The organism is Streptomyces sp. NPDC027962 (assembly GCF_055566095.1).
The window spans coordinates 46,804-70,329 of record NZ_JBVHTA010000040.1; the positions used below are offsets into that span (position 1 = coordinate 46,804).

Genomic DNA, 23,526 nt, shown 5'->3' on the forward strand with positions numbered 1-23,526 from the left:
CGCTGGAGAAAACCGGTGCCCTTGTGCGCAGCGGGAGCAGTACGGTGTCGGCGCGGCAAAGTCCGCGCGGGGAGCGGGCCTTTCAGCGGCACGCCGCCGGACCGCCGTCGTGCGGTGAGATGCGGTGGCCTTGTGGCGGACACAGGAAGAGAAGGAAACGGATGACGGCGACCGCGGTATTGCGTGGGGTGACCCTGGACTGCGCTGATCCGAAGGGTCTGGCCCGGTTCTACGGTGAACTGACCGGCATGGGGGTGTCCTTCGAGGCGGACGGGTTCGTCGCTCTGAGCGGTGGCACCGGCTGCGACCTCGGGTTCCAGCGCGCTGACGGGTACCGTGCTCCGCGGTGGCCGGGCCAGGGCGTGCCGCAGCAGCTCCACCTCGACTTCCGCGTGGACGACGTCGACGCGGCCGAGAGGCGGGCGGTCGCGCTCGGCGCGGTGAAGCCGGACCATCAGCCCGGTGGAGAGCGGTGGCGGGTTCTGCTGGACCCGTCCGGTCATCCCTTCTGCCTGACGTCCTGACCGCCCCGTCGGCCGGGGGCATGCGGACCGTCCCCCGTCGGGGGCCGGCCGTCGGGTGCTCGTGGGACAAGTACGTTCAGCGACGGCGCCTGCCGGCGGTGGGACTCACCGGGTCCGCTGCCGCCGGGTGGACTGCCTCCGCGACTTCGAACGCGCCGTCGCCGAACTGGCCCTGCCGTGTGTGCTCAAGCACCGGCGCGGAGCCGGCGGGTGCGGCGTGACCTTCCTCCACGAGCCGCAGGACGTGGAGCACCAGCGGGCGGAACGGACCAACTGTCCGGCCTGACCCTGGAGACCGGCCTGCCGCAGGGTGTTCATCCGGTGCGGCCCGGCTGGCTCGCCGACTTCGTCTCCGTGGAGACGGTGAGCAGCGGCGACACCCACGAGACGGTCGCCGTGTTCGCCAAGTCGCCGGCCGATGTCGTCCGGCACGGCGCTCCGGACCGCGCCGACGCCGCCAGCGTGACCGGCGCGTCCTGCCGTCCCACCCGCCCGGGAAACGCCCGGCGACGAGGCGACGCACCCGGCGAGCGGGCCCGCGGCACCGAGGGCCGTTCGGCCGACCGAACGGCGTCACAGCCCACCGACGCCTTTCGCCACCAGCATGATCCCGATCAAGCCGATCACGAGGGCGACGATGGCGGTGTTGTGGACCTTCAGCCAGTCCTTGGCCCGCCCCAGCGGTGGCAGGATCCGCTCCCCGACGAGGAGGCGCAGCAGCGGCGGAAGGACGACGCCCGCGGAGGCGATGAGCGTGAAAAGGGCGATCGAGCCCGCCCTGCCCGCAGCCGTCAGCTGGGCCGAACCGATCGCGACGCCACCGGCGGCGACCAGGACCAGGATCTTCGGGTTGGCGGCCGAGAGCAGCAGGCCCAGCCGCAGCGCACTCGGCCAGGTGGCGGTCTCCAGCGCCCGTATCCACGCCGGATCCGCCCTCGTCCTCCTGCGCCTCCACAGCCCCGCGCCCACGAGCAGCAGGAGGCCGCCCAGGCCGATCCGCCCCCATGAGGCCCAGGCGGGCGGCTCGCCGGCGATCTCGACGACGGAGGTCAGCAGGGTGAACAGGACGGCTGCACCGGCGACTCCGGCCGTCCAGCCGACGATGAAGGCACTGCTGTTCTCCCGCGCCCGCGCAGTGAGCAGCAGGAGAATCGCAGGGACCACCGGGAACGGTGACAGGGCGATCCCCAGCGCAGGGGCCACGAACTCGGCGATCACCGCACCCACCCCCGGATCCTCGTCCTCGTCCCGCCCGGCGGCCCGTTCGTACCTGGCGGTCCGTTCGTACCTGGCGGTCCGTTCGTACCTGGCGGTCCGTTCGTACGCGGCGGTCTGTGGGTGAGGCGGATCGTCCCGCGCGGGGCGCGCGGGACGGCAGGCGGTGTCGGGCCACGGCGGGCGGAAGGCACCGTCATCGCTCCTCCCGCGCGTCGGGCGGCGCGAGGGGAAGCTCCACGAGTGCCGTGGTCCCGGTCGGCTCGCGCGGTTCCGGGCAGAGGCGTCCTCCCGCCGTCCCGACCCTGACACGCAGGGAGGCCAGCTCGATGTGCCCGCCGCGGACGGGCCGCCAACTGGGTGGTCACGTTCACCTTTCCGGTGCTCGCGGAGTGGAACCTTTCCGCGACGTACGGGATCCACGCCTTCTTCGCCCTGGAGTCCGTGCCGGTCGTCGTGGTGTGGGTCGGGGAGGCCCGGGGCCGCACCCTGGAGTCCATGGGAGGAGGCCGGCCGTGCTCCAACGGGGCCAGGACCCTGGGGTGGTCGACGAGCCGGTCGCAGCAGCGGGTCTTGTTGAGCAGACTGTAGGCGCGCTGTGTCCGGTGGCCCTCGAAGGCGTTGCGGCCGGTCCTGTCGAGCAGCGGCGTCACCGCGTGCCGGATCCCGGCGCACTCCGGAGGGGTGAGCAGTTCGGGGAGAATCACGTAGCCGTCGCGCTCGACGGCGGCGAGGTCGCCCTCGACGGTGGCGCGGTCGACGCGTGCGCCTGCGCTGGGGGCACGCGGGTATGTGGCAGCCAGGTCTCCGGCGAGGTCTTCCAGCGTCTTGACGCGTTTGCCGCCTGCGCGACGGCGGGCATCGGGGGTCGGGGGCACGGCGTGCGTCCTCTCAGGCGGCGGTGCCGGGCAGTTTCACCGCGCCGCCGATGAACGGCCCACACGTGGGCGGTCACCTCCTCGGCGGCCGGGCGCGGAGTGCGGGTGAGAGCCACCGAGACCATGGCGGCGGGCCCGGGCGAAGGCGCCGCGGCTACGCCGACGCAGAGTCCTCGTGCGGCTCCACTCCCTCGCGCGCGGCCGGCCCTGGGATATCCCCCTTGCACTTCTGCCGAGACTCCGAAGCGGCCCATTGGAAGATGCCCCTGGCCATCAAAGACGCCTCCTTGTCCGCTCTGGCCTCGTAGACCTCCGCCCGTACACGGTGCAGGGGCACGCTGTCGGGCTCGGCGAGCACGGCCAGCTCCGCGAGGTGCCCGGCCAGCCGGAACTCGCCGGCGCCGGCGTGCCGCCGTGCAGCTTCGGCCAGCACATCCGCCCCGCCGGCGAGTTGGGCGAGCTCGGCGGCCAGCCGGGCGTCGGGAGCGGGCTTCAGCCGGGCCGGGTTGCCGTCGTACCAACCGCCGTACTGGCGCCACAGGTTGCGCACCACGAACTCGGGCTCGTCGTAAGCGGCCCGCAGGTACGGCCGGTCCGCCAGATGGACCGGCGGACTGACCGTGTGCAGGAGGTCGTCCAGCCGTGCACCGGCGTTGAGGCCTGCCAGGGTCTGCTCCACCAGGCTTTCCAGCCATTCCGCCGTCTCCTGCAGTGCCTGGCGGACGCGGTCGGCGCCGAAGACCGGTGCGCCGTGCGAGGGAAGCATGATCTCCGCGTCCAGGGCGGCCATGCGGCGCAGCGCGAGGGCCCACTCCCGCGGATAGCGCTGCACCTTCTGGGGGTTGCCGCAGTTCGGGGCGAGCCAGATGAACATGTCACCGGCGCACAGGATGCGCCGCTGGGGGAACCAGGCCACGGTCGCGTCGTCGGTCTCGCCGCGGACGTGGAAGAGCTCGCAGGTCAGCCCGCCGGTCGTGAGGGTCATGCCGTCCCGGTAGGTGACGTCCGGGCGGCGGTACTCGGTGGGCCAGGTCAGGTCCGGAAGCTGGAACTGCCGTTGGTTGATCACCGCGTTGTAGCCGTTGGTGAGGAGATACCGGTCGAAGCGCGTCCCGGTCAGCTCGTGCGCGACGACGGTGAGCGCCGGGCCTTCCTCGGCGTCGAACGGGCCGGTCCCGCCCACGTGGTCGACATGGCCGTGCGAGAAGACCGCGGTGGTGAGCGGTGCCCTGCTCCACCGGCGCAGGTCCTGGTGGAGGCCGGAGGCGTCATAGGGATTCCCCGTGTCGAACAGGAGCAGCTCGCCGGCCGCGCGGAACGCGAAGACGTTGCCGAATCCCGGGCGCCATCCGACGCCGTCGACGACGTCGATCACTCCGGCGCCGCTCTTCGGGGTGCACACGATGCTGTCGTCGATCTCGCCGTTCCAGACGCGGTCGGCGTACTCGGTGACGGAGAAAGCCATCTCACTCCTTGGTCGAGGGACCGGACGGCGGGGCCCCGGGGGGATCGGCGTGCGCCGGTACGGTCGCCTCCCGTGCGCCGCCTCGGAACTCGCCGACGAGCGACGGCCGCAGGGGCCGCCCCGGGGAGCCCGCTGGTTCGTCCGGACATCACTTACCGAACGGCTCGTGAACTGTCCAGGCGTGGCAGTGCAGTTGGCCCGTACAGGTGGACCACGGCCACGGCGCACGACCCGAACCGGCCCCCTCTTTTGTCTCGTTCTCGGCGTGCCCACCGGGCTTACCCGCCCGTAGAGGCCGGCACAGCACATGTGCCTGACACTCGCCTCCGCCAGGGGCGAGCTGCGCCTGCACCCGTGCGACGGCTCGGCGCAGCAGCGCCTCGCCTGAGTCCGCGGCAGGCCCGCGCCCGGCGTCACGCCGACAGGCCGACCGGGTGGGACAGGAGGTGATCCGGTCCCACCCCCGGCAGACCGGACCCCCGCCGCGCCCGGCGATTCGCGCAGCCGGCCGCAGGCCATCATCCTGGTGGTGGAGCCGGCAGAAGGACTGCCCTCGCTCTCCGCGTCGTCGACCGCTCGGCGCAGGGGGCACGGACGGTGGGTCGGCCCGCTCCACCCGTCGTGGACGGGACAGCCGTCGCCCAGGTGCCGGCAATCGGCACGGTCGTCATGGGCACCCCACGGCTCGCCCTCTCGCGGAGCCGCCAGGCGGGCGCTTCACGCCCCGCGGCCACGAACCGTACGACCGCCTCCCCGTTGTTTCTCTCGGCGCGGTACGCCGACGGGCCCGGCACCGGCCCGTGAGGGACTTCCAAGGACTCGTCATGACACACCCGCTGATCCGGCAGATCCTCGACTACGACAACCGCGCGAACCCCTACCCCCCTGTACGCGGAGCTCCGCAGGACGCCGGTGCTCCACGACGGGGACGGCACCTACGTCGTCAGCACCTACTGGAAGATCCTGAGCCTCCTGCACGACCCACGGATCAGTTCCGACCGGCGCAGGCGCACCGTGCGGGACACCTACGACCTGTCCGAGGAAGGGGACGAGGCCTCGACCCTGCCGCCGCCGTTCCTGCGGCTGGACCCTCCGGAGCACGACCGGCTGCGCACCATCACCAACCGCTCGTTCGGGCCGCCGCACTCGCCCCGGCGCGTCCACGACATGCGCGGTGAACTCCAAGCGATCGTCGACGGTCTCATCGACGGCATCGAGGACACGGAACGGATCGACCTCGTCGAACAGTTCTCGTACCCGTTCCCCGTCACCGCGATCTGCCGCCTCCTGGGCGTCCCCCGCGAGGACGAGTCACGCTTCCACACATGGGCGGACACTCTCGCGGCCAGCCTGGACCCCATGCCCGGGCAGGACCCGACGGAACGCAACCGACGGACCCGTGACGCCCAGCTGGAGCTGGGCGGGTATCTCGCCGGACTCCTCGAGGAGCGCCGCCGCAAGCCGGGCGACGACATGCTCTCCGAGCTCGCGACCGGCTCCGGGGCGGGTGACACGCTGTCGACGATGGAGGCCATCACCACTGCGGCCCTGCTGCTGATCGCCGGCCACGAGACCACGGTCAACCTGATCACCAACGGGATGCTCACCCTGCTGCGCAACCCGCAGGTCCTCCAGCGGCTGAGTGACGACCCCCCGGTGGCCGCGCGCCTCGTGGAGGAGCTGCTGCGCTACGAACCGCCGGTGCAACTCATGCCGAACCGCACCGCCGTCGCGGACATCGACATCGGTGGCATCACCATCCCCAGGGGTGCCGCGCTGTGGCTGGTGCCGGGCTCCGGCAACCGGGACCCCCAGCGCTTCGCGGACCCCGACCGGTTCGACCCCGACCGCAAGGACGTCCAGCACCTGGGCTTCGGCAGCGGGATCCACATCTGCTTCGGCGCGCCACTCGCCCGCCAGGAGACGCAGCTCGCGTTGAGCCATCTGGCGCGCAGGCTGCACAACCCCCGGCTGCTGGAGGACCCGCCGCCGTACCGCCAGAACGCGGTCCTGCGCGGCCCCCGGCATCTGTACATCGCCTGCGACGACATCCGGCCCTGACTAAAGGGCCGCCTCCCGGACCGCAGCGGGCTCTTCCTCGCCGCCGGCAACCCCCTCGCGCTCCACGCCCCACCCCCACGACGCTGGCGGGGACGCGCCGCACAGGGGCGCACCGCCGGAGCGGCACGTCCACCGGGGGACCGGGGCCTGTCCCCCCGGATGGCCGATCGGCTTGGTGAAGTCCTCGAACATGACCACGCTGTCGAGGAAGGGCCGTGAAGCGCATCGACATGGCGATCATGCCGCTCGCCCCGACCGGTAGGGGCCAGGCTCGCTGGACCATGTGCTGGAGGATCGCCCTGAACGCCTTCGACGTCACCTTCGACGGCCTACTCTCCGCAGCCCGTCAGCAGCCCCAACCACCCTCGCTACACGTTCGGTTGACAGACCCCGGCCCGAGCGTCCTGGCCGCCCGGTGCGTGATGACCCGGTCACAAGGTGATGACGATCTTGCCCCGCGTGCGTCCCCCTTCCATCCGGCGGATGGCCTCGGGGACCTCGCTGAGCGCATACGTGTCGCCGATCACCGGTGTCACCCGGCCGGTCTCGATGAGCTCCGTCACAGACACCAGGTCAGCCGTCTTCGGCGCCACCGTGAAGGCCGTCATCCGCTGGCTCACGAACGGTGACACGGCGAGTGCCTTGGCGATGCGGCCGACGGCTCCGACCCAGCGGCCCTTGGCGTCCCCGCTGATGACGACGAGGGTGCCCTGCGGGGTGAGGGCCCGGCGGCAGGCCCACGGCGTCTGCGTCCCCGCAAGGAACAGCACCACGTCGTAGCGCCCACCCAGCGTGGTGAAGTCCTCGTGGGTGTAGTCAATGACGTGATCGGCGCCGATCGACCGGACCATATCGGTGTTCCGTGTGCTGCACACCCCGGTGACGTCGGCGCCAAGGGCCTTGGCGATCTGCACCGCGAAGGTGCCCACGCCGCCCGACGCCCCGACGATCAGGACCCGCTGACCCGGTTCGGTCCGTCCGTGGTCGCGCAGCGCTTGCAGGGCGGTCTGCGCGGCGAGGGGGACGGCCGCCGCCTGGTCGAAGGTGAGGTTCCGCGGCTTGCGGGCCAGTTGGTTCTCCGGAACGGACGCATACTCGGCGAAGGCGCCCAGGCCGCTCCCGAACGGTGATCCGTACACTTCGTCGCCGGGCCGCACGGTGGTCACGCGGCTGCCGACGGCTTCGACCCGTCCGGCGAGATCGCAGCCCGGGACCCGGTCCTTGGGCCCGCGCAGGCCCAGCTGGAGGCGCGCCACATAGGGCTCGCCTCTCACCAGGTGCCAGTCGGCCGGATTGCAGGCGGCGGCGTGTACGCGCACCAGCACCTCGCCGTCGTCGATCGCCGGCTGCTCGATCTCCTCGAGCCGCAGGACTTCGGCGGGCGGCCCGTATCTGCGGTGGACGAACGCTCTCATGGGGTGGTTGAGGTTTCCGGGGTTCATGGGATTCATCGGGTCTTTTCTCCCCTTCGGGTATCGAGCTGGTGGGTTCGGCCGGAGGGAAGGGCGACCTCCCGGTCCTCCTGCCGTCCGGTCTCGCCGTCGCCGTGTGTGCCGCCGTCGATGTCGAGGGACGGCAGGAGACGGTCGAGCCAGGCCGGGAGCCACCAGCAGGCGTCGCCCAGCAGCTTCATCGTGGCGGGGACGAGCACCATGCGGACGACCGTCGCGTCCACGGCGATGGCGGTCGCCAGGCCGAGCCCCATCATCTTGGTGGTCGGATCCTCACCGAGGACGAACCCGAGGAACACCGACACCATGATGAGCGCGGCCGAGGTGATCACCCGGGCGGTTCCGGCGAGGCCGCGCACCACCGAGTCGTCGTTGTCGCCGGTCGCGAGATAGTGCTCGCGCACCCGGGAGAGCAGAAACACCTCGTAGTCCATCGACAGGCCGAACACGATGGCGAACATGAACATCGGGATGAACGACACGATCGGCACGGAGGATTCGAGGCCGATCAGCGAGGCCCCCCACCCCCACTGAAACACCATCACCAGGACGCCGTAGGCGGCGCCTATGCTCAGCAGGTTCAGCAGCGCGGCCTTGAGCGGCACCAGGACCGACCGGAACACCACCATCAGCAGCAGGAACGACAGCACGACCACGGCGGCGACGAAGAGGAGCAGCCGGTCCTTCACCCGGTCACCGAGGTCGGCGAAAGCGGCCGTCTGCCCGCCGACATGGGCGCTGGCCTCGCTGCCGTCGAGCACCGCGGGAAAGACCTCGGAGCGCAGCCGCTCAACCGTTGCCCGCGTCGCGTCGTCCTGGGGTGCGGTGGTCGCCACAGCCAGCAGCACGGCCACGCCGGCGTCGGTGTCGATCCGCGGCGGTGCCACCGAGGCGATCCCCGGGTCCTCGGTGACGGCGTCGTACAGCGGCGCGACCACCGAGGTGTCGTCGGCGAGGTCGACGACGATGGCGAGCGGGCCGTTGGCGCCCGGCCCGAAGCCCTCGGCGACCAGGTCGTAGGCCTGTCGTTCGGTCCGGGAGCCCGGAAGTGTGCCCTCGTCGGGAAAGCCCAGACGCAGCGCGAGGACGGGCGCGGCCAGTGCGAGCAGCAGCAGCGTGGCACCGACGGCGTACGCGACGGCGTGGCGGCCGATGTGCACGCCCCAGCGCTGCCAGCGGCGCCGGGTGCGGGGCTCGTGCCCGTCCCGCGCCGCGCGGCGCCGAGGCAGGCCGAACCGGTCGATCGAGTACCCGGCGAGTCCGAGGAACGCGGGCAGCAGGGTGATCGAGGCCGCGACCATGATGAGCACCACGGAAGCGATGGCGATGCCGGCCGCGGTGATGAAGGGGATGCCGGCGACGGCGAGCCCCAGGATCGAGACGACCACGGTGCCGCCGGCGAAGACGACGGCCTGGCCGGCGGTCGCGACGGCGCGTCCGATCGACTCCTCGACACCCATTCCGGCAGCCAGTTGCTCGCGATGGCGGGTGACGAGGAAGAGCGCGTAGTCGATGCCGGCCCCGAGGCCGACCATCGAGGCGATCACCGGTGCCCAGCTCGGTATCTCGACCAGATAGGTGACAAGTGGCATCGCGCTCACGCCCAGCGCCAGGCCGAAGAGCGCCATGCCGATCGGCAGGCCCATGGCGATCAGCGATCCGAAGGCGATGAGCAGGATGACGACCGCAGCCAGCAGCCCGATCATCTCCCCGGTGCCGGTCTCCGGTTCCTCGAACGAGATGAACAGATCGCCGCCTGCCTCCACCCGTACGACGGTGTCGTTCCGGTGGGCGGCGACGACCTTCTTCAGATCCTTCAGGTCACCGGCTTCGAGCTCTTCGACCACCGGATACCGCAGGGTCACCAGCGCCACGCGCCCGTCCGGCGAGACAGCGCCGCCGGCCACGGCCGCCTTCACTCCGGCGCGCAGACCGCCGGCCGGGTCGGAGGCCGCCAGCACCGCCGGCAGCTCGGAGAGTTCGGCCTGGACCCCGGCCAGAGCCCGGCGGGCGGCGGGGCTGTCGAAGAAGGTCTCGGAGGCGTCGCGCGGGCTCACCGCGACGCGGGCGGTCAGACCCGCGTCGCCCGAACCGGCGGCCGACAGCAGCTCGACCGCGCGCTGCGAGTCGAGCCCGGGCGCGTCGAAGGTGTCCTCGAGGTCGCGGCCGACCGCGGCCGAGGCGGTGATGACGACGACGGCGGCCAGGACCCAGGCGCCGATCGCCCGCCAGGGGTGCCTGGCGGCGAACCGGCCGAGCCGGAACAGCAGGGACGACACGTCAGTGCTCCTTGGTGAATCGGTGTACCCAACGCCGGTGTGCACGCCGGGCTTCGTCATGGTGCCGGTCCGCCATGTCCGTGCACCTCGGCGTTCGGGCCGGGAACCGTCGCCGAAAGCACGAAGTCGGCACCGTACTTTCGGCTGATCCGGCGGTGCGCGGGCGCCTCTACGATGGGTCGCGTGCGACACCTCATCCGCGCTCTGTGGGGCGAGCCCAGAGCGCCGGACCCGCCCCGCCCCGGCTGGCGCGACTGGGCCCTGACCGGGGTGCTCGTCCCCGTCGCCGTGCTGGAGGGGGTTCTCCGGCCGGATGTCCCGTGGCGGGCCCTGTCGTTGGTCATCGGGGTCGGCCTCATCCCGACGTTGCTGTGGCGGCGTACGAAGCCGCTGCTCACGGTCGTGATCACCTTCGGCACGCTGCTGCTCACCCAGGTGTGGGCGCTGGTGATGGGCGGCGAACCGCCGGGGCTCAACACCATGGCCTATGTACTGCTGCTGCCCTACACGCTGTTCCGCTGGGGATCGAAGCGTGAGGCGATGCTCGGGTTGCCGGTGATACTGGTGCCTGCCGTGATCTCGATCCCGCTCACCAGCACCGGCCCGGGCGACGCGATCGCCGGGTTCGCCATTCTCTTCACCGCGATGGCGCTGGGCGAGGCGATGCGGTACCGGGCGTACGCCCGCACCCGGCAGCTCGAACAGGTCAAGCTGGTCGAGCGAGAACAGCTGGCCCGCGATCTGCACGACACGGTCGCCCACCACGTGTCGGCCATCGTGATCCGGGCCCAGGCCGGGCTGGCCGTGTCGACGGCCGACCCCGCGGCCGCCGGGGAGGCGCTGCGGGTGATCGAGACGGAGGCGTCACGCACCCTGGCGGAGATGCGGTCGATGGTCCGCGTCCTGCGCCGCGCCGACGAGCGCGCCGATCTGACTCCGCTGCCGCTGGTCACCGATCTCGGCGACCTCCCGCGCGTCGGCACGGGCCCCGCGGTCGACGTCGAGATCACCGGTGATGTCGCCGATCTCGCTCCCGCGCTCTCGACTGCGGTCTACCGGCTCGTCCAGGAGTCGGTCACCAACGCGCGTCGGCACGCACGCCACGCCTCGCGTATCGCGGTGTCGGTCGCGGCCGACGAGCGGTCCGTGCACCTGCGGGTGAGCGACGACGGCGACGCCGTTCACCCACGGTCGGGCAGCTCGCCCGGCTATGGTCTGCTCGGGATGGTGGAGCGGGCCGACCTGCTGGGCGGTTCGCTCAGCGCCGGCCCGAACCCCGGCCGCGGATGGACCGTGACTGCCGTGCTCCCGAGGAACGGATCGGCAACGTGAGTGTGCGTGTGGTGGTGGCCGACGATCAGGAGATCGTGCGGACCGGGCTCACCATGATCCTGAACGCGCAGCCCGGCATCACGGTCGTCGGCCAGGCCGCCGACGGCCACCGCGCGGTCGAGCTGGCCCGCTCCCTGCGTCCCGACGTCTGCCTCTTCGACATCCGCATGCCCGGGATCGACGGCATCGAGGCGACCCGGCAGCTCACCCGGGAACTCGCCGACCCGCCGGCGGTCGTGGTGATCACCACCTTCGATCTCGACGAGTACGTCCACGACGCCCTCAAGGCGGGCGCCCGCGGCTTCCTCCTCAAGGACGCCGGCCCCGACATGCTCGCGCAGGCCGTTCATGCGGCCGCGCGCGGCGATGCGCTGATCGCTCCGAGCATCACGGCACGTCTGCTCGCGGCATTCGCACACACCGGGGCGGCCTCGAAGGCACCGCCGCAGCCGGTCGAGGCGCTGACCCACCGCGAGGAGGGAGTCCTGGCCGCGGTGGCCCGGGGACGGACCAACGCCGAGATAGCCTCCGAGCTCCACATAAGCCTCAGCACGGTCAAGACCCATGTCGCGCGCCTGATGGACAAGCTCGGCGCCCGCAACCGTGTGGAGATCGCGATGTGGGCCTACGAGACGGACCGCGCCGGGGGCTGACCCCAGCGGAGCCATCAGGGCTTCCGGCCAACGGGGCGAGCGCGCGTACCGGGCGGCACGACGGCGCAGAGGTTGCCGGGGCGGGGCGGTCGGCGGCACGCAAGGGGTGGGACGACGCAGCGCGCGACGACGTCCCGCAGCTGCTCGGCGTCGAACCGGGCGTGGTGGAAGGCCCGCACGGTGCCTGGCGCTGCGCGGTGCCCCGGCGTTGCACTGTGCGACGAGTTGTTCCAGGTGTGCTTGGCCCAGCCGTGGTCCTCCACGCCGCGTGGGGGTGAACCGCCGGCGCCCGAGCCGAGCGGCCCCTGCCAACTCGGCGCGTTGCGCGCGCAGTCGGGACGGCCTCCGAGCCGCAGCTGCTTCGGGAGCCGAAGCGCGAGAGGTGTCACACAGGCAGGTTGGCTGTCACCGGGACCGACACCACGGTACGGGCCGGATGGCTCGACGACACCGCCCCCGACGCCCACGGCATCGGTGGTTCGGGCATGGGCGGGCTCGGCGGGAGGGTGCCGGGAAGGCAGGAGACCCGCCAATCGGGCCAGGCTTTCGAGCCTGTCCAGCATGGCGGAAGACCGACGGGGCGATGCGCCGGGATGCTGATGGCTGGATCAGGCAGGAGAGGACCGTGGACGATTCCAGCCTCCATGGAGCCCGGAGCATCGCCCCGCCGGCGCGGCCCGTGACGTTTCCGGTCAGCCGGGGGTCATCGGCATTGCACTCGGCGCCGTGCTGACGGCCGTGCTTGCGCAAGGTTCGTGGCAGTGGTTCGCCACATACATTGGGGTGACGCTTCTTGCGGTGCTCTTCTCCCTGTACCGGCTGCCGACATGGGCGCCCGGCCTCCGATGTGCGTACGCGGGGAATCTGGTGGCGTATTCGCTGGTCGTCGGCTTGTGTGTAGCGATCACAATGGCCCCCATGCTGCAGCGCTGGGCGTGGCTGTTTCCGACGTCGAGCGGTGGCCCTTCGGCCAGGAGGAACCGAATCCGTGATCCGCATCAATCTCACCAGCGTGTTCGTCGACGACCAGGCCAAAGCGCTTGCCTTCTACACCGAGAAGCTGGGGTTCATCAAGAAGACCGACGTGCCCGCCGGCGACGCCCGCTGGCTCACTGTGGTGTCCCGTGCCAACCCGGACGGCGTCGAGCTGCTGCTGGAGCCGGACGGCCACCCGGCGGCGGGCCCGTTCAAGAGCGCCCTGGTCGCCGACGGCATCCCGTTCACCCAGTTCGCCGTCGACGACGTATACGCCGAGGTCGAACGGCTCAAGGGGCTGGGCGTCGAGTTCACCCAGGACGCGACCGACCTGGGGCCGGTGGTCACCGCCGTCTTCGACGACACCTGCGGAAACCTGATCCAGATCGCCGCCATGAAGTAGCCGCTCACCCCTGCCGGGTGAAACACCCGAAGCCAGCTGCTTGCCGCCGCGTGCCCGCCGCTGGCGGCCGCCCCGTCGACGCCCTGCACGGCCCGGAAGCCGAGGCGATCGCGTCGATCACTTCACCGTGATCGCGTCACCGGCCGCCCCGCGTCGGTGTCCGGCCGGGAAGCAAGGACTCGAATCGCGCCCACGGCACGTCAGCCAACGGCACCCTCGGAGACAACGATCGGCTGATCCCAACGAAACTGCTCAGGAGTCCTTTGACCGAGAAGGTTCCGCCCGGTTGGCGGCCCCCTCGGCTGCCCTGGGCGTGGTGGCAATGCTGTTCTCCGCCGCCTATGGCCTGGGACTGGGTTCCGTGGGCACGGCCGCTTCGGCAACGGAGCCGGCCCAGCCGAGCATGGCACGGTCCTCGAGACCGTCGTGGTCCGGCTCCAGAGCATGCCCACAGTCGTGTCCGTCGTGCTGGATGGACACACCGGTCCATGGGAACGCGGGCCACCACGGTGATTCATCGCCCTGCTTGCCGGACACGGCCCAGAAGGTGACGAGTTCCCGACGGCTCTCGGTCAGCCAGTCGAGGGCGCCGAGACTTGCGATGTTCCGGCGGTACTCGGCGATGCGCGTGCCGTTGCAGGTCTTGAGCTCGCGTCCGGCCGGCTGCGGCCGGTCCTCGACCTCGACGCGGTCGGCCCGCGCGACGGCGACGTCCGTCGTGATCCGAAGGAGGTGGAACCGGCCGCGCGGAGCCTGGGCGCGGAGTTTCGTCTGTACCTTCTCGTCCGGGCCGATCCACGCGTAGTCCTCACCGCCCGGGCCGACCTGGATGAGCTCCGGTTCGCCGTAGGCGGCATACGCGTTCAGCCGCGCGGGCGCACCGTAGTTCCCGCCGATGATCCTTTCGTAGGGAAGGTCCTGCGGAGTCACGGCCTCCTGGCCGACCGTGACGCGGGTCCCGCTGATCTCGTACAGGGAGGTGAGCATCCTGACAGGTGTCCTGCCTTTGTTCTCCACCGTGATCGACACGCTGAACTCGACGTGGTCGCCACGGGTCTCGACATCGTCGATGCTGTTCTCGACCGCGACGACCGGCGGGGCGTTCGACGGCTCGTAGTGGGAGGAGTACCAGAACTGGGGAAGGGTCAGAGCCGCCGCGAGGAGCGCCCCGAGGGCCCCCAGCGCGCCCGCGAGCAGGGTCGCCCTCGCCGGCCTTTCCTCCTGCGCGGCAGCAGACGACGGCGGATCACGGCGCTCGGACACATCCCCGTACAGCACGAGCGCGGAGAACAGCCCTGCGAGGACGACCACGACGGCGGAGATGAACAGCCACGGCTGCAGGACCAGTTGAAGAACGAAGTTCGACTGAACGCGGTACACGAGCCAGGCACTGACCGCGAAGGCCGCTCCGTCAGCGCCGATCACCCACCACCGGTGCGGCGGGATGTCCGCCCCGCGCCGTAGTGCGACCGTGCAACCACCGATGGCGGCCACGCCGGCCAGCAGGAGCAAGGCACCGTCCGTGCGTACCTCGAGGTTCAGACCGCGGTAGATGTCGAGGAAGCCAACGCCCCCCAGAATCCCCCCATAGACGATCAGACCGTAACGCGCAGCCCTGTGAACCCGGCGGTGGGCCCAGAGTATCGACCGATGGACGGCGCCCAGCCGGCGCCGAACAGGTCCCACTGCCGGAGCCGCCGGGATACCGGTCCCCCCGCCGTCCGCGTCCGCGCCGCCGCAGTCACCATTCCCACCGGCTGCCGCCCCCGTGCTGTCCGCCAACGCCACTCCCCGAAACGAGCCTTGAGCGAGCATAAAGGGGCCCGGACCCCGCATGCCCAAAGTCCCGGAGCCAAGGCCCCTGCGTCTACGACGCGCTGCCGGCGTCGGGTACCACGATCACCTCAGAGGTCCCGCTCACACCGGCGCGCGGCTGCGGGCCGCCGCGTGCTGCAGGGCCCACACAGGCGTGAGTGCCCACCGGGAAACGCCGCCTCTCGGCACCCGCCGCCGGAAGCTCCCGCCGGTCGCATGAGCAACCTGGAGTCCGGTAGCAGTAAAGGTGAACGGGGCGCCCCGAGAGCCGCAGCGGACCGTCACCCGCTCGGCATGTCCCGGTGTGCTTCGGAGGATGACGGTCCGTACCGTCGCAAAGGGCCCGCTCTGAACAGGACAGCGCGGCTTGGGCGGCCCCGCGCTCCGCTTCGCACGCCGCACGGGGCCGCCCCCTTCCCCGGCCATGCGCGCTGCCGGCCACCGGGCGGGACACACGCGAAGACGGCCGAATCGGGGCAAGGACACCGACCAGCGAGACAACGCCGGCCCACCCGTCGAGATCAAGGTCGTGTACGTCGGCCTGTACCCACCGGTGCCGCTCAACGACCTCTCGGATCCGCACTGCCGTGACCGCGGCGCCATCGGACCTGCGCCGGTCGACTTCCCCGGCAACGCAGGCGGCGGCCGGTCCGCGGCACTAGGATGCGGAACTCGCCTACGACCAGGGCGACATGCCGGACGGGCGGGGGGCCATGGCCTACGGAAGAGTGTTACGCGCAGGGGCACCGGCGGCGCTGGGCGCCGTGCTGCTCCTGGGGTCTACGACGATCGGCTGTACGACGGGCGAGCGGGCCCCGGGCGGCCGCGCCGGCCCACCACCACCCACCGGAACCACCCCGTCCGCGCCCCCGGGCACAGCCACGCCCGCACCGGCGCCCACCGCGCCCGACCGCCGCAGCGTCGAGGCCGACCCGGCGAAGCTGCCCCGCACGGCGTCCGCCGCGACGGAACTGATCGGCGCGGCGCTGGCCGCGCCGGACGAGTTCGGCCACGGCGTGGTACGGAGCGCGCCCTACGAGCGGGACCCCGGCTGGTGGCCGGTCCTCGCAGAGGACTGCGTCTGGCAGCGGGCCGGGCTGCCCGCCGACGTCCTGGCCAGCCGGACCCGCGACTACGAACTGCCCGCGGCCGGCGGCAAGGGGAAGGTGCGGCTGACCGCCACCGTCACCGTGTACCGCACCACGCACGCCGCCGACTGGGCGAACGCGGACACGCTGGAGGAGACCATGCGCTGCCCCGACCAGCGGCTGAGCCACGGGGAACACCTGAAGGGCGTGTTCTCGCAGGCGCACTACTTCGGCGAGGGACAGAACTCCTACGCCGAGGACTCCCTGCTCGAACGGGGCGAGTACGTCCGCGACGGACAGGGCGGCCCGCACCCCTACATGTGGTGGCAGGCCCGGATCGGACCGGTGCAGGTGTCCGCCGCCGTGAAGGGCGCGAAGGGCCACTCCGAACAGGAGGCCACGGGACTGCTGGTCAACCCCATGGTGGCGATGGTCGGCCGCGTCAAGGCCCGGATCGGCCCCACGGAGCAGGAGACACAGCGCACACAGGAGCAGAAGACAAAGGGCCGGCAGACGAACGAACAAGGGGCGCGGGGCTGATGGACAGACTGCTGCCCTCCGACCCGCCGCGCATCGGCGGATACCGGCTGCTGCGCCGCCTGGGCGCGGGCGGCATGGGCGTGGTGTACGCGGGACGGTCCGCCGGCGGCGAGCTGGCCGCGGTCAAGGTGATCCAGCCGGAATGGGCGGACGAGCCCGGCTTCCGCGCCCGCTTCCGCCGGGAGGTGGAGGCCGCCCGGCGCGTGAACGACCCCTTGGTGGTGCCCCTGCTCGACGCCGACGTCGAGGCCCGCGCACCGTGGCTGGCCACCGCGTATGTACCGGGGCCCTCCCTCGCGGAGGCGGTCGCCGCGTGCGGCCCGCTGCCCCCGGGCGCGGTGAGACTCCTCGGCAAGGCCCTGGCACGGGCACTGCTCGCCGTGCACGCGGCCGGGCTGGTCCACCGGGACGTGAAGCCCGGCAACGTCCTGCTCGCCCTCGGCGGGCCCCGGCTCATCGACTTCGGCATCGCCCGGTTCGCGTCCCCGACGGCGGTCACCGGGGCGGTGGGGGAGCATGCCGGGGACGGTGAACTGACCGGCGCAGGCATGGTGGTCGGCACCCCCGGCTTCCTGGCGCCGGAGCAGGCGCGGGCCGCGGAGACCGGCCGGCCCGGTGACGTCTTCTCGCTCGGGTGCGTGCTGGCGTACTGCGCGACCGGACGGCTCCCGTTCGGTACGGGCGCCATCGAGGCGCAGCTCTACCGGACCGTGCACGACGCCCCGGACCTGGAGGGCATCGCCGACGGCGAACTGGTGGCGCTGCTGGAGCGCTGCCTCGCCAAGGACCCGGCCGCCCGGCCGACCGCCGCCGAGACGGACGCGGCCCTCGTGGAGGATGCCCCGGACGGCGCGACGGACTGGCTGCCCGACCCCGTGGTCCGCCTTGTCGCCGCGGACTCGGCGGAGGCACTGGCCCTGCTCGACGCCGAGGACACCCTGGTCGACCCGTCCTCCGGGGAGCCGTCCGCGCCCTCCCGGCGGCGGGTCCTGGCCTGGGCGGCGGGTGCCACGGTCCTCGCCGCGGGCGGCGGCACGGCCCTGTGGGCGGCCTTCGGCCCGGACGACGCGGGCGGGGCCGGTACGGCAACGGGCGGCCCCCGCAGGGTCCTCGGGCTTCAGGCCGACCTGACCGGCCCCGGCAAGGACGCGGGCAAGGCCCAGGAGCACGGCGCGCGGCTGGCGGTCGAGGAGTTCAACGCCCGCGAGGACCGGCCCTTCAGGGCGGCCCTCGAGGTCGCCGACGACGGGGGCGACGAGGCCCGCGCGGTGACCGTGGCCCGGCGCCTCACCGGCCGGCCGGACATCCTCGCCGTGCTCGGGCCGACGAGCGACCGGACCGTGCTCGCCGTCGAGGGCGTGTACGACGAGGCGGGCCTGCCGCTGCTGAGCGTCTCCACCGGTCTGGCCGCCTCGTACAACGTGACGCGGCCCCGGTACCACTTCAAGGCCGTTCCGACATCCCGCATGACGGTCCTCCGCGAGGGGGAGGTGCTCAAGGAGCGGGGCAGCAGGCGCCTCGGGATGCTGTGGGACAGGTCCGGCACGATGGGCGCGTCCGAGACGGCCCTGCTCGGCCAGCGGGCCTTCGTCCAGAAGGGGCTGGACGTCCATCCACGGATCGTTCCGCGCGGTACGACGTCCTTCGGGGACGTCGTCGCCGAGATCCTGGCGCGCGGCGTGGATTCCTTCTTCTTTGCGGGCCCCCCGGCCGGTGCCGTCGCCGTCGTCCGGGAGCTGTCCGAGCGCGGCTTCGACGGGCTCCGGCTGCTCGGTCATGCGGCGGTGGACGCGGCGTTCCTGCGCGAGGCGGGCGCTGCCGCCGACGGCTGGCTGACCGTCACCCCGTACCTCGCCCCGACGGCCTCCCCGCTGCGGAACTTCACCTCGGCCCACCGCGACCTCCACGGCCGGACGCCGGACGTCTGGGCGGCGGAAGCGTACGACGTCACCAGGATGGTCCTGGACCGGCTCACCACCCTGGAGAAACGGCAGCCCCCGGCGTCCCCGTCCGCACCGGAGTCGCCCTCGTCCCCGACGTCCCCCTCCGCAGCCGCCTCCGCACCGGCGACGGGTCCCACCCGCGCCCAGGTGGGCGACGCACTGGCACGCGGCACGTACAAGGGCGTCGTCCGCACGTACGCGTTCCAGGACGACCGCACACTGCGCACCGACAACGGGCAGCCGTATCTGCACGAGATCACCGGCGGCCGCCTGCGCCATGTGAGCGGGTGACCGGATGGGCGCACCACCCGGGCCGCTGAAAGCACTGCGCCCCGAGGACCCCCGCGAGGTCGGCGGTCACCGGCTGCTGGCCCGGCTGGGCGCGGGCGGCATGGGCGTGGTGTATCTGGCGCGGACCGGTGGCGGAGCGCTCGTCGCGCTGAAGGTGATCCGCGCCGACCAGGTCGCCGACCCGGGCCTGCGGGCGCGTTTCGGGCGCGAGGCCGAGGTGGCGGGCGGGCTGACCGGGCCCTGGCTGGTTCCGGTGACGTCGGCCGACGCGGAGGCCGCCGAGCCCTGGCTGGCCACCTCTTTCGTGCCCGCCCCGTCGCTGGCGGAGGCGGTCGCCGCATACGGGCCGCTGCCCGAGCGCTCCGTACGGGTGCTGGGTGCCCGGCTCGCCGACGCGCTGGCCGAGGTGCACGCGGCCGGGCTGATCCACCGGGACGTCAAGCCCGGCAACGTCCTGCTCGCCCTCGACGGGCCGCGCCTCATCGATTTCGGCATCGCCCGCCCCTCGGGCGCCTCCGCGCTCACCGCCCACGGCGCGATCGTCGGCACCCCGGGCTACGTACCGCCCGAGCAGGCCGGCGGCAAGAGCGGCGCGGAACCCGTCCCGGCGGGCGACGTGTTCGCCCTGGGCTGTGTGCTGGTGTTCGCCGCGTCGGGGCGCCGGCCCTTCGGCGACGGCGACCCGTACGGCGTCTTCTACCGCACGGTTTTCGAGGCCCCGGACGTGGCCGGCGTCCCCGACGGGCTGCGCGCGCTGGTGCTGCGCTGCCTCGCCAAGGAGCCGGGGGACAGACCGACCGCGGCGGCGGTGAGCAGGGCTCTGGCCCCGGTGGACGGCGCCGGGGACTGGCTTCCTTCCGACGTGCTGCGCCTGGTGGCGGAGCGCTCCTCGGCGGCGCTGGACCCACCGTCCCCGGAGGAGCCCGCCGGCCCCGCGCCCGCGCCCGAGGACCACCGGCCCGGGCGCCGAGGGGCGCTGCTCGCGGCGGGCGCGGCAGTGGCGGGCCTTACCGCGGGCGGCATTGCGTACATGGTGAGCCGCCGCCGGCAGACCGACCCGGCGGGCGCCGCCTCCCCGCCACCCGTTCACACCCTCGCCGTCCAGGCCGACCTGACCGGACCGGGCCGTACGGACGGACTCGCCGTGGAGCGGGGCGTCCGGCTGGCGGTGGCGGCGCACAACGCCCGGGCCGGCGCGGCGTACCGGATCGCCCTCCAGGTGGCAGACGACGGCGGCGCCCCCAAACGCGCGCGGACGGTCGCCGAACGCCTCACGGCGGACGGAACGGCAGCCGCGGTCATCGGCCCGACGACCGCAGCAGCCGCAGCCGCGGTGGCAGAGCTGTACGAGCAGGCACGGACCGCGATGCTCCTCGTCAACGTCTCGGACAGCAACACCCTCCACACGTCCCAGCACCGCACGATGGCGGTGACCAGGGCGGGCGAGGACGTGCTGGAGGCGGCCCTGATCAGCCACCTCACCCATGAGGTGAAGGCCACCCGCACCGCTGTGATCGACGACCGGGCGGCGGGCGCGGCCGGATGGGCGTGGGTGAGCGGCCTGCGCGCCGCCCCGCCCGGCGAGGGCACGGTGACGGTGCATTCGGTCGACGCCGACACGGCCGACTTCGCCCCCACCGTCCGCGAGGCCCTGGCGGCCCGCCCCCAGGCGGTCGTCCACACCGGCACCTCGCCCGGCCGAGCGGCGGCCTGCGCCCGCGAGCTGGCCCGCCAGGACTTCACCGGCGCACGGGCTGCCGTGTGGCACGTGATGACACCGACCTTCCTCACCGAGGCGGGCCAGGCAGCGGAGGGCTGGGTGTTCAGCGCCCCCTTCACCGCCTCCGACGCCCCCGGCCTGTCCGACTTCTCCAAGGCCCACCGCGACCGCTACGACACGCTCCCGGCCCGCTGGTCCGCCGAGGCGTACGACGCGGTCGGCCTCCTGACAGCCGCCCTCGACACGCTGCCCGCCCCCGACGCCACCGCCGCGACCCTGGCACAGCGCCTCTTCACGACCACCCACCAGGGCCTGGCCAAGCCCCTCGCCTTCGCCCCGGGCGTGACACACGCGTTCCAGCTGGGCGACACATCCCTGTTCCTGTACGAGGCCCGCGACGGCGCTTTCCACTTCCTGGGGCCCTTCGGGAGTGCGCCGGCGCGGTCCGACTGACCGATCGCCGTCCGCCAACCGCTACCCGGTTCCGACCCGTCCGACCGGCAAGCGGTTCAAGTCGCCCTGCACGCCTCCCACCTTGTGATTTACGACAGGACCGCCGAGGCGGCCCGTCATGAGAGGCTGATCGCGAAGGGCAGTTGCCGCCTGGACCTGGACCCCTGCCCCGAAGCCCTCATCCGCAAGCCGGGGCGCCTTCCCTGGTGCCACGGCCACTGGAACACGCCGTTGCTTCCGCGGTCCCAATGGAATATCGCACCCCTGGCCAGTCTCCTGTGCCGCGCCGCATCAGAGAGGTTTGGCAGCGGTCGTCCATCGAGTAACCGATCACTTCCTTCGTGCACCAGTCGACGACCGTCGCGAGGTTCGCCGCCGGTGTGACCGATGGCAACGACATCGACAGTGGTGACAAACATCCTGGCCGGCTCCCCGAGTATGCGTCGTCCTCTCCCCGGAGACAGCACAGCTGAGGCCAACTCACGACACCCCGGCACAACGCCCGAGGTGTAGTTGGCTGCGCGAAGCGGGTGGCGTCGTGCCTGCTGACGGGGCTCCTTCCTCGTCAGAGCGTTCTGGCGTGAGGGAGGAGCCTCGCTGCCCACGAGGCCCGGTCCGCTGCAGCGGACCGGGCCTCGGTGTTCTCGGCCGGTCAGAGAATGATCTGGTCGGAGCCGGTCTCGAGTTTCGCGATCGCCGCCCGGCACGCACCCACGAACCGGTCGAAGACCTCGGTCGTGCTGCCGGCGCGTCCCGCCCGGGTGTTGACCACGAACATGGCAGCGCGCAGCTCCGTGGTGAGCTCCAGCTGCCCGCCCTTGCCCAGCATGGTGCGGTTGCACGGGTTGTCCGTGTGGACGCCGCCCAGATCGGGCAGCTCGTCTCCGTCCCGCCAGGCGATGCCCGCCTTGTCGAACTCGGCCTTCAGACACGTCTTGAACTGCTTGTTCAGGCCACCCACGACCACGGCCTGCGGGTCGGCGGTGCCGGCCTGCGCAGCGGTACAGCCGTGCAGGCTGAGAACGTTGAGACTGCTGACGGCCATGGAGACGGCAACGTGATCATCGCAGTTCTTGGACGTGACGTGCAGCTCGCGGTTGTCGGAGGAACGCAGGCCTTCGAACATGAAGTAGTCGTGCTGAGGACGGCCGTCCTGGAGGGGCGTGAGCGTGTCGGGGTGATAACCGGCGACAGCGAGACAGAGCTCGGAGGTCCCCATCTCGATGCCACCGCCGTGCAGGGCCATGATCGTGGTGCGGTTGTAGTCACCTCTCGCAGCCAAGGAATGGTCAACATACCCGTGTCTCTTGTAGCGCCGGGCGAAGTCGACGCCCTCCTGACCGGCGAGGCGGGTGTAGAGGTCGGTGTTCGAGACGTAGAGATCCCCGGCCCCGGTGGCATGGGCGTCGGTCGCGCCGAGGGCGCCCAGGCCACTGGCTGCGGCGGCGGCCAGGGCAGTGAGAACGGTACGGCGGCTGGCTGTTGTCATGCTGCTCATGATCGTCGGGCTCAAGGGGCTTGAGAACCACGCGCGTTGTGCGGTGCGTCACGGCTGACGACCGCTGCGCGGCCCGTTCCCCCACCCCCCTATCCGAACCTGCTCTGCCCTGGCCCGCTACCTCACTCCGCGCGGAGTCACGGCCGCCATGGCCGTACTCGCCGTACGGGACGCCGGCCATCACCGAACTCGTCCCCGTCCCCACCCCGACGCAGTCCTGTGCCGCACCAACATCGGCGCGATGAGAGAAGCGCTCAACCACCTTGCGGCCGGCTGCCGCGTCGCCCTGGCCGGAGGTGGGAACAGCCTGCGCTCCCTGGCCACGACCGCCCGAGACCTCCAGGAAGGACACCGCACCTGGCACCCCGAACTCATCCTGATCCCCACCTGGGGCGAGCTCCAGGACTACGCCGATTTCGACCCGGCAGGCCGCGACCTCAAACCCTTCGTCGACCTCATCGACCAGCACGGCGCCGACACGTCCTCACCGCCGTCGACCAACTCGCACCCGAGAACACCGCGCAGATCACCATCTCCACCGCCCACCGCGCCAAAGGCCGCGAGTGGAACACCGTAAAGATCGCTCCCGACTTCACCCCGCCCAAGGACACCAACGAACAAGACGCCGATGGCCGCCCCACCCCCGGCCCCATCGAAGACAGCGAAGCACGCCTCGCCTACCTAGCCGTCACCCGAGCCCAAGCACGTCTCGACATCGGCGGCCTGCCCTGGATCAACGACCACCCAGCCGCTCACAACAAAGCGGCCCTGCTCAGTGACGTGGCAAAGGACACCAACTCGGCCGCAGGATCGAATCGTTCCGGCGGTGAACTCACACACGCCCGCCCGGGTGAGCCGACACCCGACAAGCCGCCACGAGCGATATCAATGCTGCTTGTGACCAAGAACCTGACGCGCGGAGTCAGCGTGCTCGCCCTCGCT

At 72.0% G+C, this 23,526-nt stretch carries 15 protein-coding genes and 3 pseudogenes; 12 read left to right on the top strand and 6 right to left on the bottom strand.

The window, feature by feature from the left end; all coding sequences use genetic code 11:
• Positions 1–161: 161 nt before the first annotated feature.
• Complete coding sequence (locus ACZ4SA_RS29240) at positions 162–524, top strand: VOC family protein (RefSeq protein WP_468280493.1); 363 nt, start codon at positions 162–164, stop codon at positions 522–524.
• Positions 525–651: 127 nt separating this feature from the next.
• Positions 652–810 (top strand): hypothetical protein, encoded by a 159-nt coding sequence (locus ACZ4SA_RS29245; RefSeq protein WP_468280495.1) that lies wholly within the window; start codon positions 652–654, stop codon positions 808–810.
• Positions 811–1,097: 287 nt separating this feature from the next.
• Here the strand turns inward: ACZ4SA_RS29245 and ACZ4SA_RS29250 are convergent, their stop codons facing one another.
• The gene (locus ACZ4SA_RS29250; RefSeq protein WP_468280497.1) at positions 1,098–1,751 is read right to left on the bottom strand and encodes a GAP family protein; all 654 of its coding nucleotides are present in this window, start codon (positions 1,749–1,751) and stop codon (positions 1,098–1,100) included.
• 348 nt (positions 1,752–2,099) lie between these two features.
• On the opposite strand from ACZ4SA_RS29250, the gene ACZ4SA_RS29255 reads away from it, so the two are divergent.
• Positions 2,100–2,330, top strand: a complete 231-nt coding sequence (locus ACZ4SA_RS29255) for a hypothetical protein (protein WP_468280499.1) — start codon at positions 2,100–2,102, stop codon at positions 2,328–2,330.
• 441 nt (positions 2,331–2,771) lie between these two features.
• On the opposite strand, the gene ACZ4SA_RS29260 is transcribed toward ACZ4SA_RS29255, so the two are convergent.
• Positions 2,772–4,082, bottom strand: coding sequence for an alkyl sulfatase dimerization domain-containing protein (locus tag ACZ4SA_RS29260; RefSeq protein WP_468280500.1), 1,311 nt, complete (start codon positions 4,080–4,082; stop codon positions 2,772–2,774).
• Between the two features lie 824 nt (positions 4,083–4,906).
• On the opposite strand from ACZ4SA_RS29260, the pseudogene ACZ4SA_RS29265 reads away from it, so the two are divergent.
• Positions 4,907–6,143 (top strand): annotated as a pseudogene (locus tag ACZ4SA_RS29265) (cytochrome P450).
• A gap of 212 nt (positions 6,144–6,355) precedes the next feature.
• Positions 6,356–6,493: pseudogene (locus tag ACZ4SA_RS29270) on the top strand (IS256 family transposase); the annotation flags it as partial.
• A gap of 81 nt (positions 6,494–6,574) precedes the next feature.
• On the opposite strand, the gene ACZ4SA_RS29275 reads toward ACZ4SA_RS29270, so the two are convergent.
• Both ACZ4SA_RS29275 and ACZ4SA_RS29280 read right to left on the bottom strand, forming a co-directional pair.
• Positions 6,575–7,594, bottom strand: a complete 1,020-nt coding sequence (locus tag ACZ4SA_RS29275; RefSeq protein WP_468280502.1) for an NAD(P)-dependent alcohol dehydrogenase — start codon at positions 7,592–7,594, stop codon at positions 6,575–6,577.
• On the bottom strand, positions 7,591–9,873 hold the full coding sequence (locus tag ACZ4SA_RS29280) for an MMPL family transporter (protein ID WP_468280504.1): 2,283 nt from the start codon (positions 9,871–9,873) through the stop codon (positions 7,591–7,593). Before ACZ4SA_RS29280 ends, ACZ4SA_RS29275 begins: the two co-directional genes overlap by 4 nt.
• A gap of 183 nt (positions 9,874–10,056) precedes the next feature.
• On the opposite strand from ACZ4SA_RS29280, the gene ACZ4SA_RS29285 reads away from it, so the two are divergent.
• The 3 genes from ACZ4SA_RS29285 (at position 10,057) to ACZ4SA_RS29295 (ending at position 13,236) form a co-directional block, all read left to right on the top strand.
• Complete coding sequence (locus ACZ4SA_RS29285) at positions 10,057–11,205, top strand: sensor histidine kinase (protein ID WP_468280506.1); 1,149 nt, start codon at positions 10,057–10,059, stop codon at positions 11,203–11,205.
• Positions 11,202–11,858 carry a response regulator gene (locus ACZ4SA_RS29290; RefSeq protein WP_468280508.1) on the top strand — a complete coding sequence of 219 codons (657 nt, stop codon included), beginning with the start codon at positions 11,202–11,204 and terminating at the stop codon, positions 11,856–11,858. The genes ACZ4SA_RS29285 and ACZ4SA_RS29290 overlap by 4 nt, the downstream gene beginning before the upstream one ends.
• A gap of 991 nt (positions 11,859–12,849) precedes the next feature.
• Entirely contained in the window at positions 12,850–13,236 is a 387-nt protein-coding gene (locus ACZ4SA_RS29295) for a VOC family protein (RefSeq protein WP_468280530.1), read from the top strand.
• Between the two features lie 339 nt (positions 13,237–13,575).
• Here the strand turns inward: ACZ4SA_RS29295 and ACZ4SA_RS29300 are convergent, their stop codons facing one another.
• The gene (locus ACZ4SA_RS29300) at positions 13,576–14,748 is read right to left on the bottom strand and encodes a hypothetical protein (protein ID WP_468280510.1); all 1,173 of its coding nucleotides are present in this window, start codon (positions 14,746–14,748) and stop codon (positions 13,576–13,578) included.
• 1,016 nt (positions 14,749–15,764) lie between these two features.
• Here ACZ4SA_RS29300 and ACZ4SA_RS29305 point away from each other — a divergent pair.
• The 3 genes from ACZ4SA_RS29305 to ACZ4SA_RS29315 are packed head-to-tail and all read left to right on the top strand — an operon-like array spanning position 15,765 to position 21,086.
• Entirely contained in the window at positions 15,765–16,679 is a 915-nt protein-coding gene (locus ACZ4SA_RS29305) for a hypothetical protein (RefSeq protein WP_468280511.1), read from the top strand.
• Positions 16,679–18,913: a bifunctional serine/threonine-protein kinase/ABC transporter substrate-binding protein gene (locus ACZ4SA_RS29310; protein WP_468280513.1), complete on the top strand. Its 2,235-nt coding sequence runs from the start codon at positions 16,679–16,681 to the stop codon at positions 18,911–18,913. The genes ACZ4SA_RS29305 and ACZ4SA_RS29310 overlap by 1 nt, the downstream gene beginning before the upstream one ends.
• A 4-nt stretch (positions 18,914–18,917) precedes the next feature.
• Positions 18,918–21,086 carry a bifunctional serine/threonine-protein kinase/ABC transporter substrate-binding protein gene (locus ACZ4SA_RS29315; protein ID WP_468280515.1) on the top strand — a complete coding sequence of 723 codons (2,169 nt, stop codon included), beginning with the start codon at positions 18,918–18,920 and terminating at the stop codon, positions 21,084–21,086.
• A gap of 652 nt (positions 21,087–21,738) precedes the next feature.
• Here the strand turns inward: ACZ4SA_RS29315 and ACZ4SA_RS29320 are convergent.
• Positions 21,739–22,575 (bottom strand): poly-gamma-glutamate hydrolase family protein, encoded by an 837-nt coding sequence (locus tag ACZ4SA_RS29320; RefSeq protein ID WP_468280517.1) that lies wholly within the window; start codon positions 22,573–22,575, stop codon positions 21,739–21,741.
• 214 nt (positions 22,576–22,789) lie between these two features.
• On the opposite strand from ACZ4SA_RS29320, the pseudogene ACZ4SA_RS29325 reads away from it, so the two are divergent.
• Positions 22,790–23,331, top strand: a pseudogene (locus ACZ4SA_RS29325) (3'-5' exonuclease); the annotation flags it as partial.
• Positions 23,332–23,526: the final 195 nt, after the last annotated feature.

Coding starts and splice junctions, on each gene's coding strand:
- ACZ4SA_RS29240 (WP_468280493.1), top strand. CDS start 162: ATGACGGCGACCGCGGTATTGCGTGGGGTGACCCTGGACTGCGCTGAT.
- ACZ4SA_RS29260 (WP_468280500.1), bottom strand. CDS start 4,082: ATGGCTTTCTCCGTCACCGAGTACGCCGACCGCGTCTGGAACGGCGAG.
- ACZ4SA_RS29275 (WP_468280502.1), bottom strand. CDS start 7,594: ATGAATCCCATGAACCCCGGAAACCTCAACCACCCCATGAGAGCGTTC.
- ACZ4SA_RS29305 (WP_468280511.1), top strand. CDS start 15,765: ATGGCCTACGGAAGAGTGTTACGCGCAGGGGCACCGGCGGCGCTGGGC.
- ACZ4SA_RS29310 (WP_468280513.1), top strand. CDS start 16,679: ATGGACAGACTGCTGCCCTCCGACCCGCCGCGCATCGGCGGATACCGG.
- ACZ4SA_RS29315 (WP_468280515.1), top strand. CDS start 18,918: ATGGGCGCACCACCCGGGCCGCTGAAAGCACTGCGCCCCGAGGACCCC.
- ACZ4SA_RS29320 (WP_468280517.1), bottom strand. CDS start 22,575: ATGACAACAGCCAGCCGCCGTACCGTTCTCACTGCCCTGGCCGCCGCC.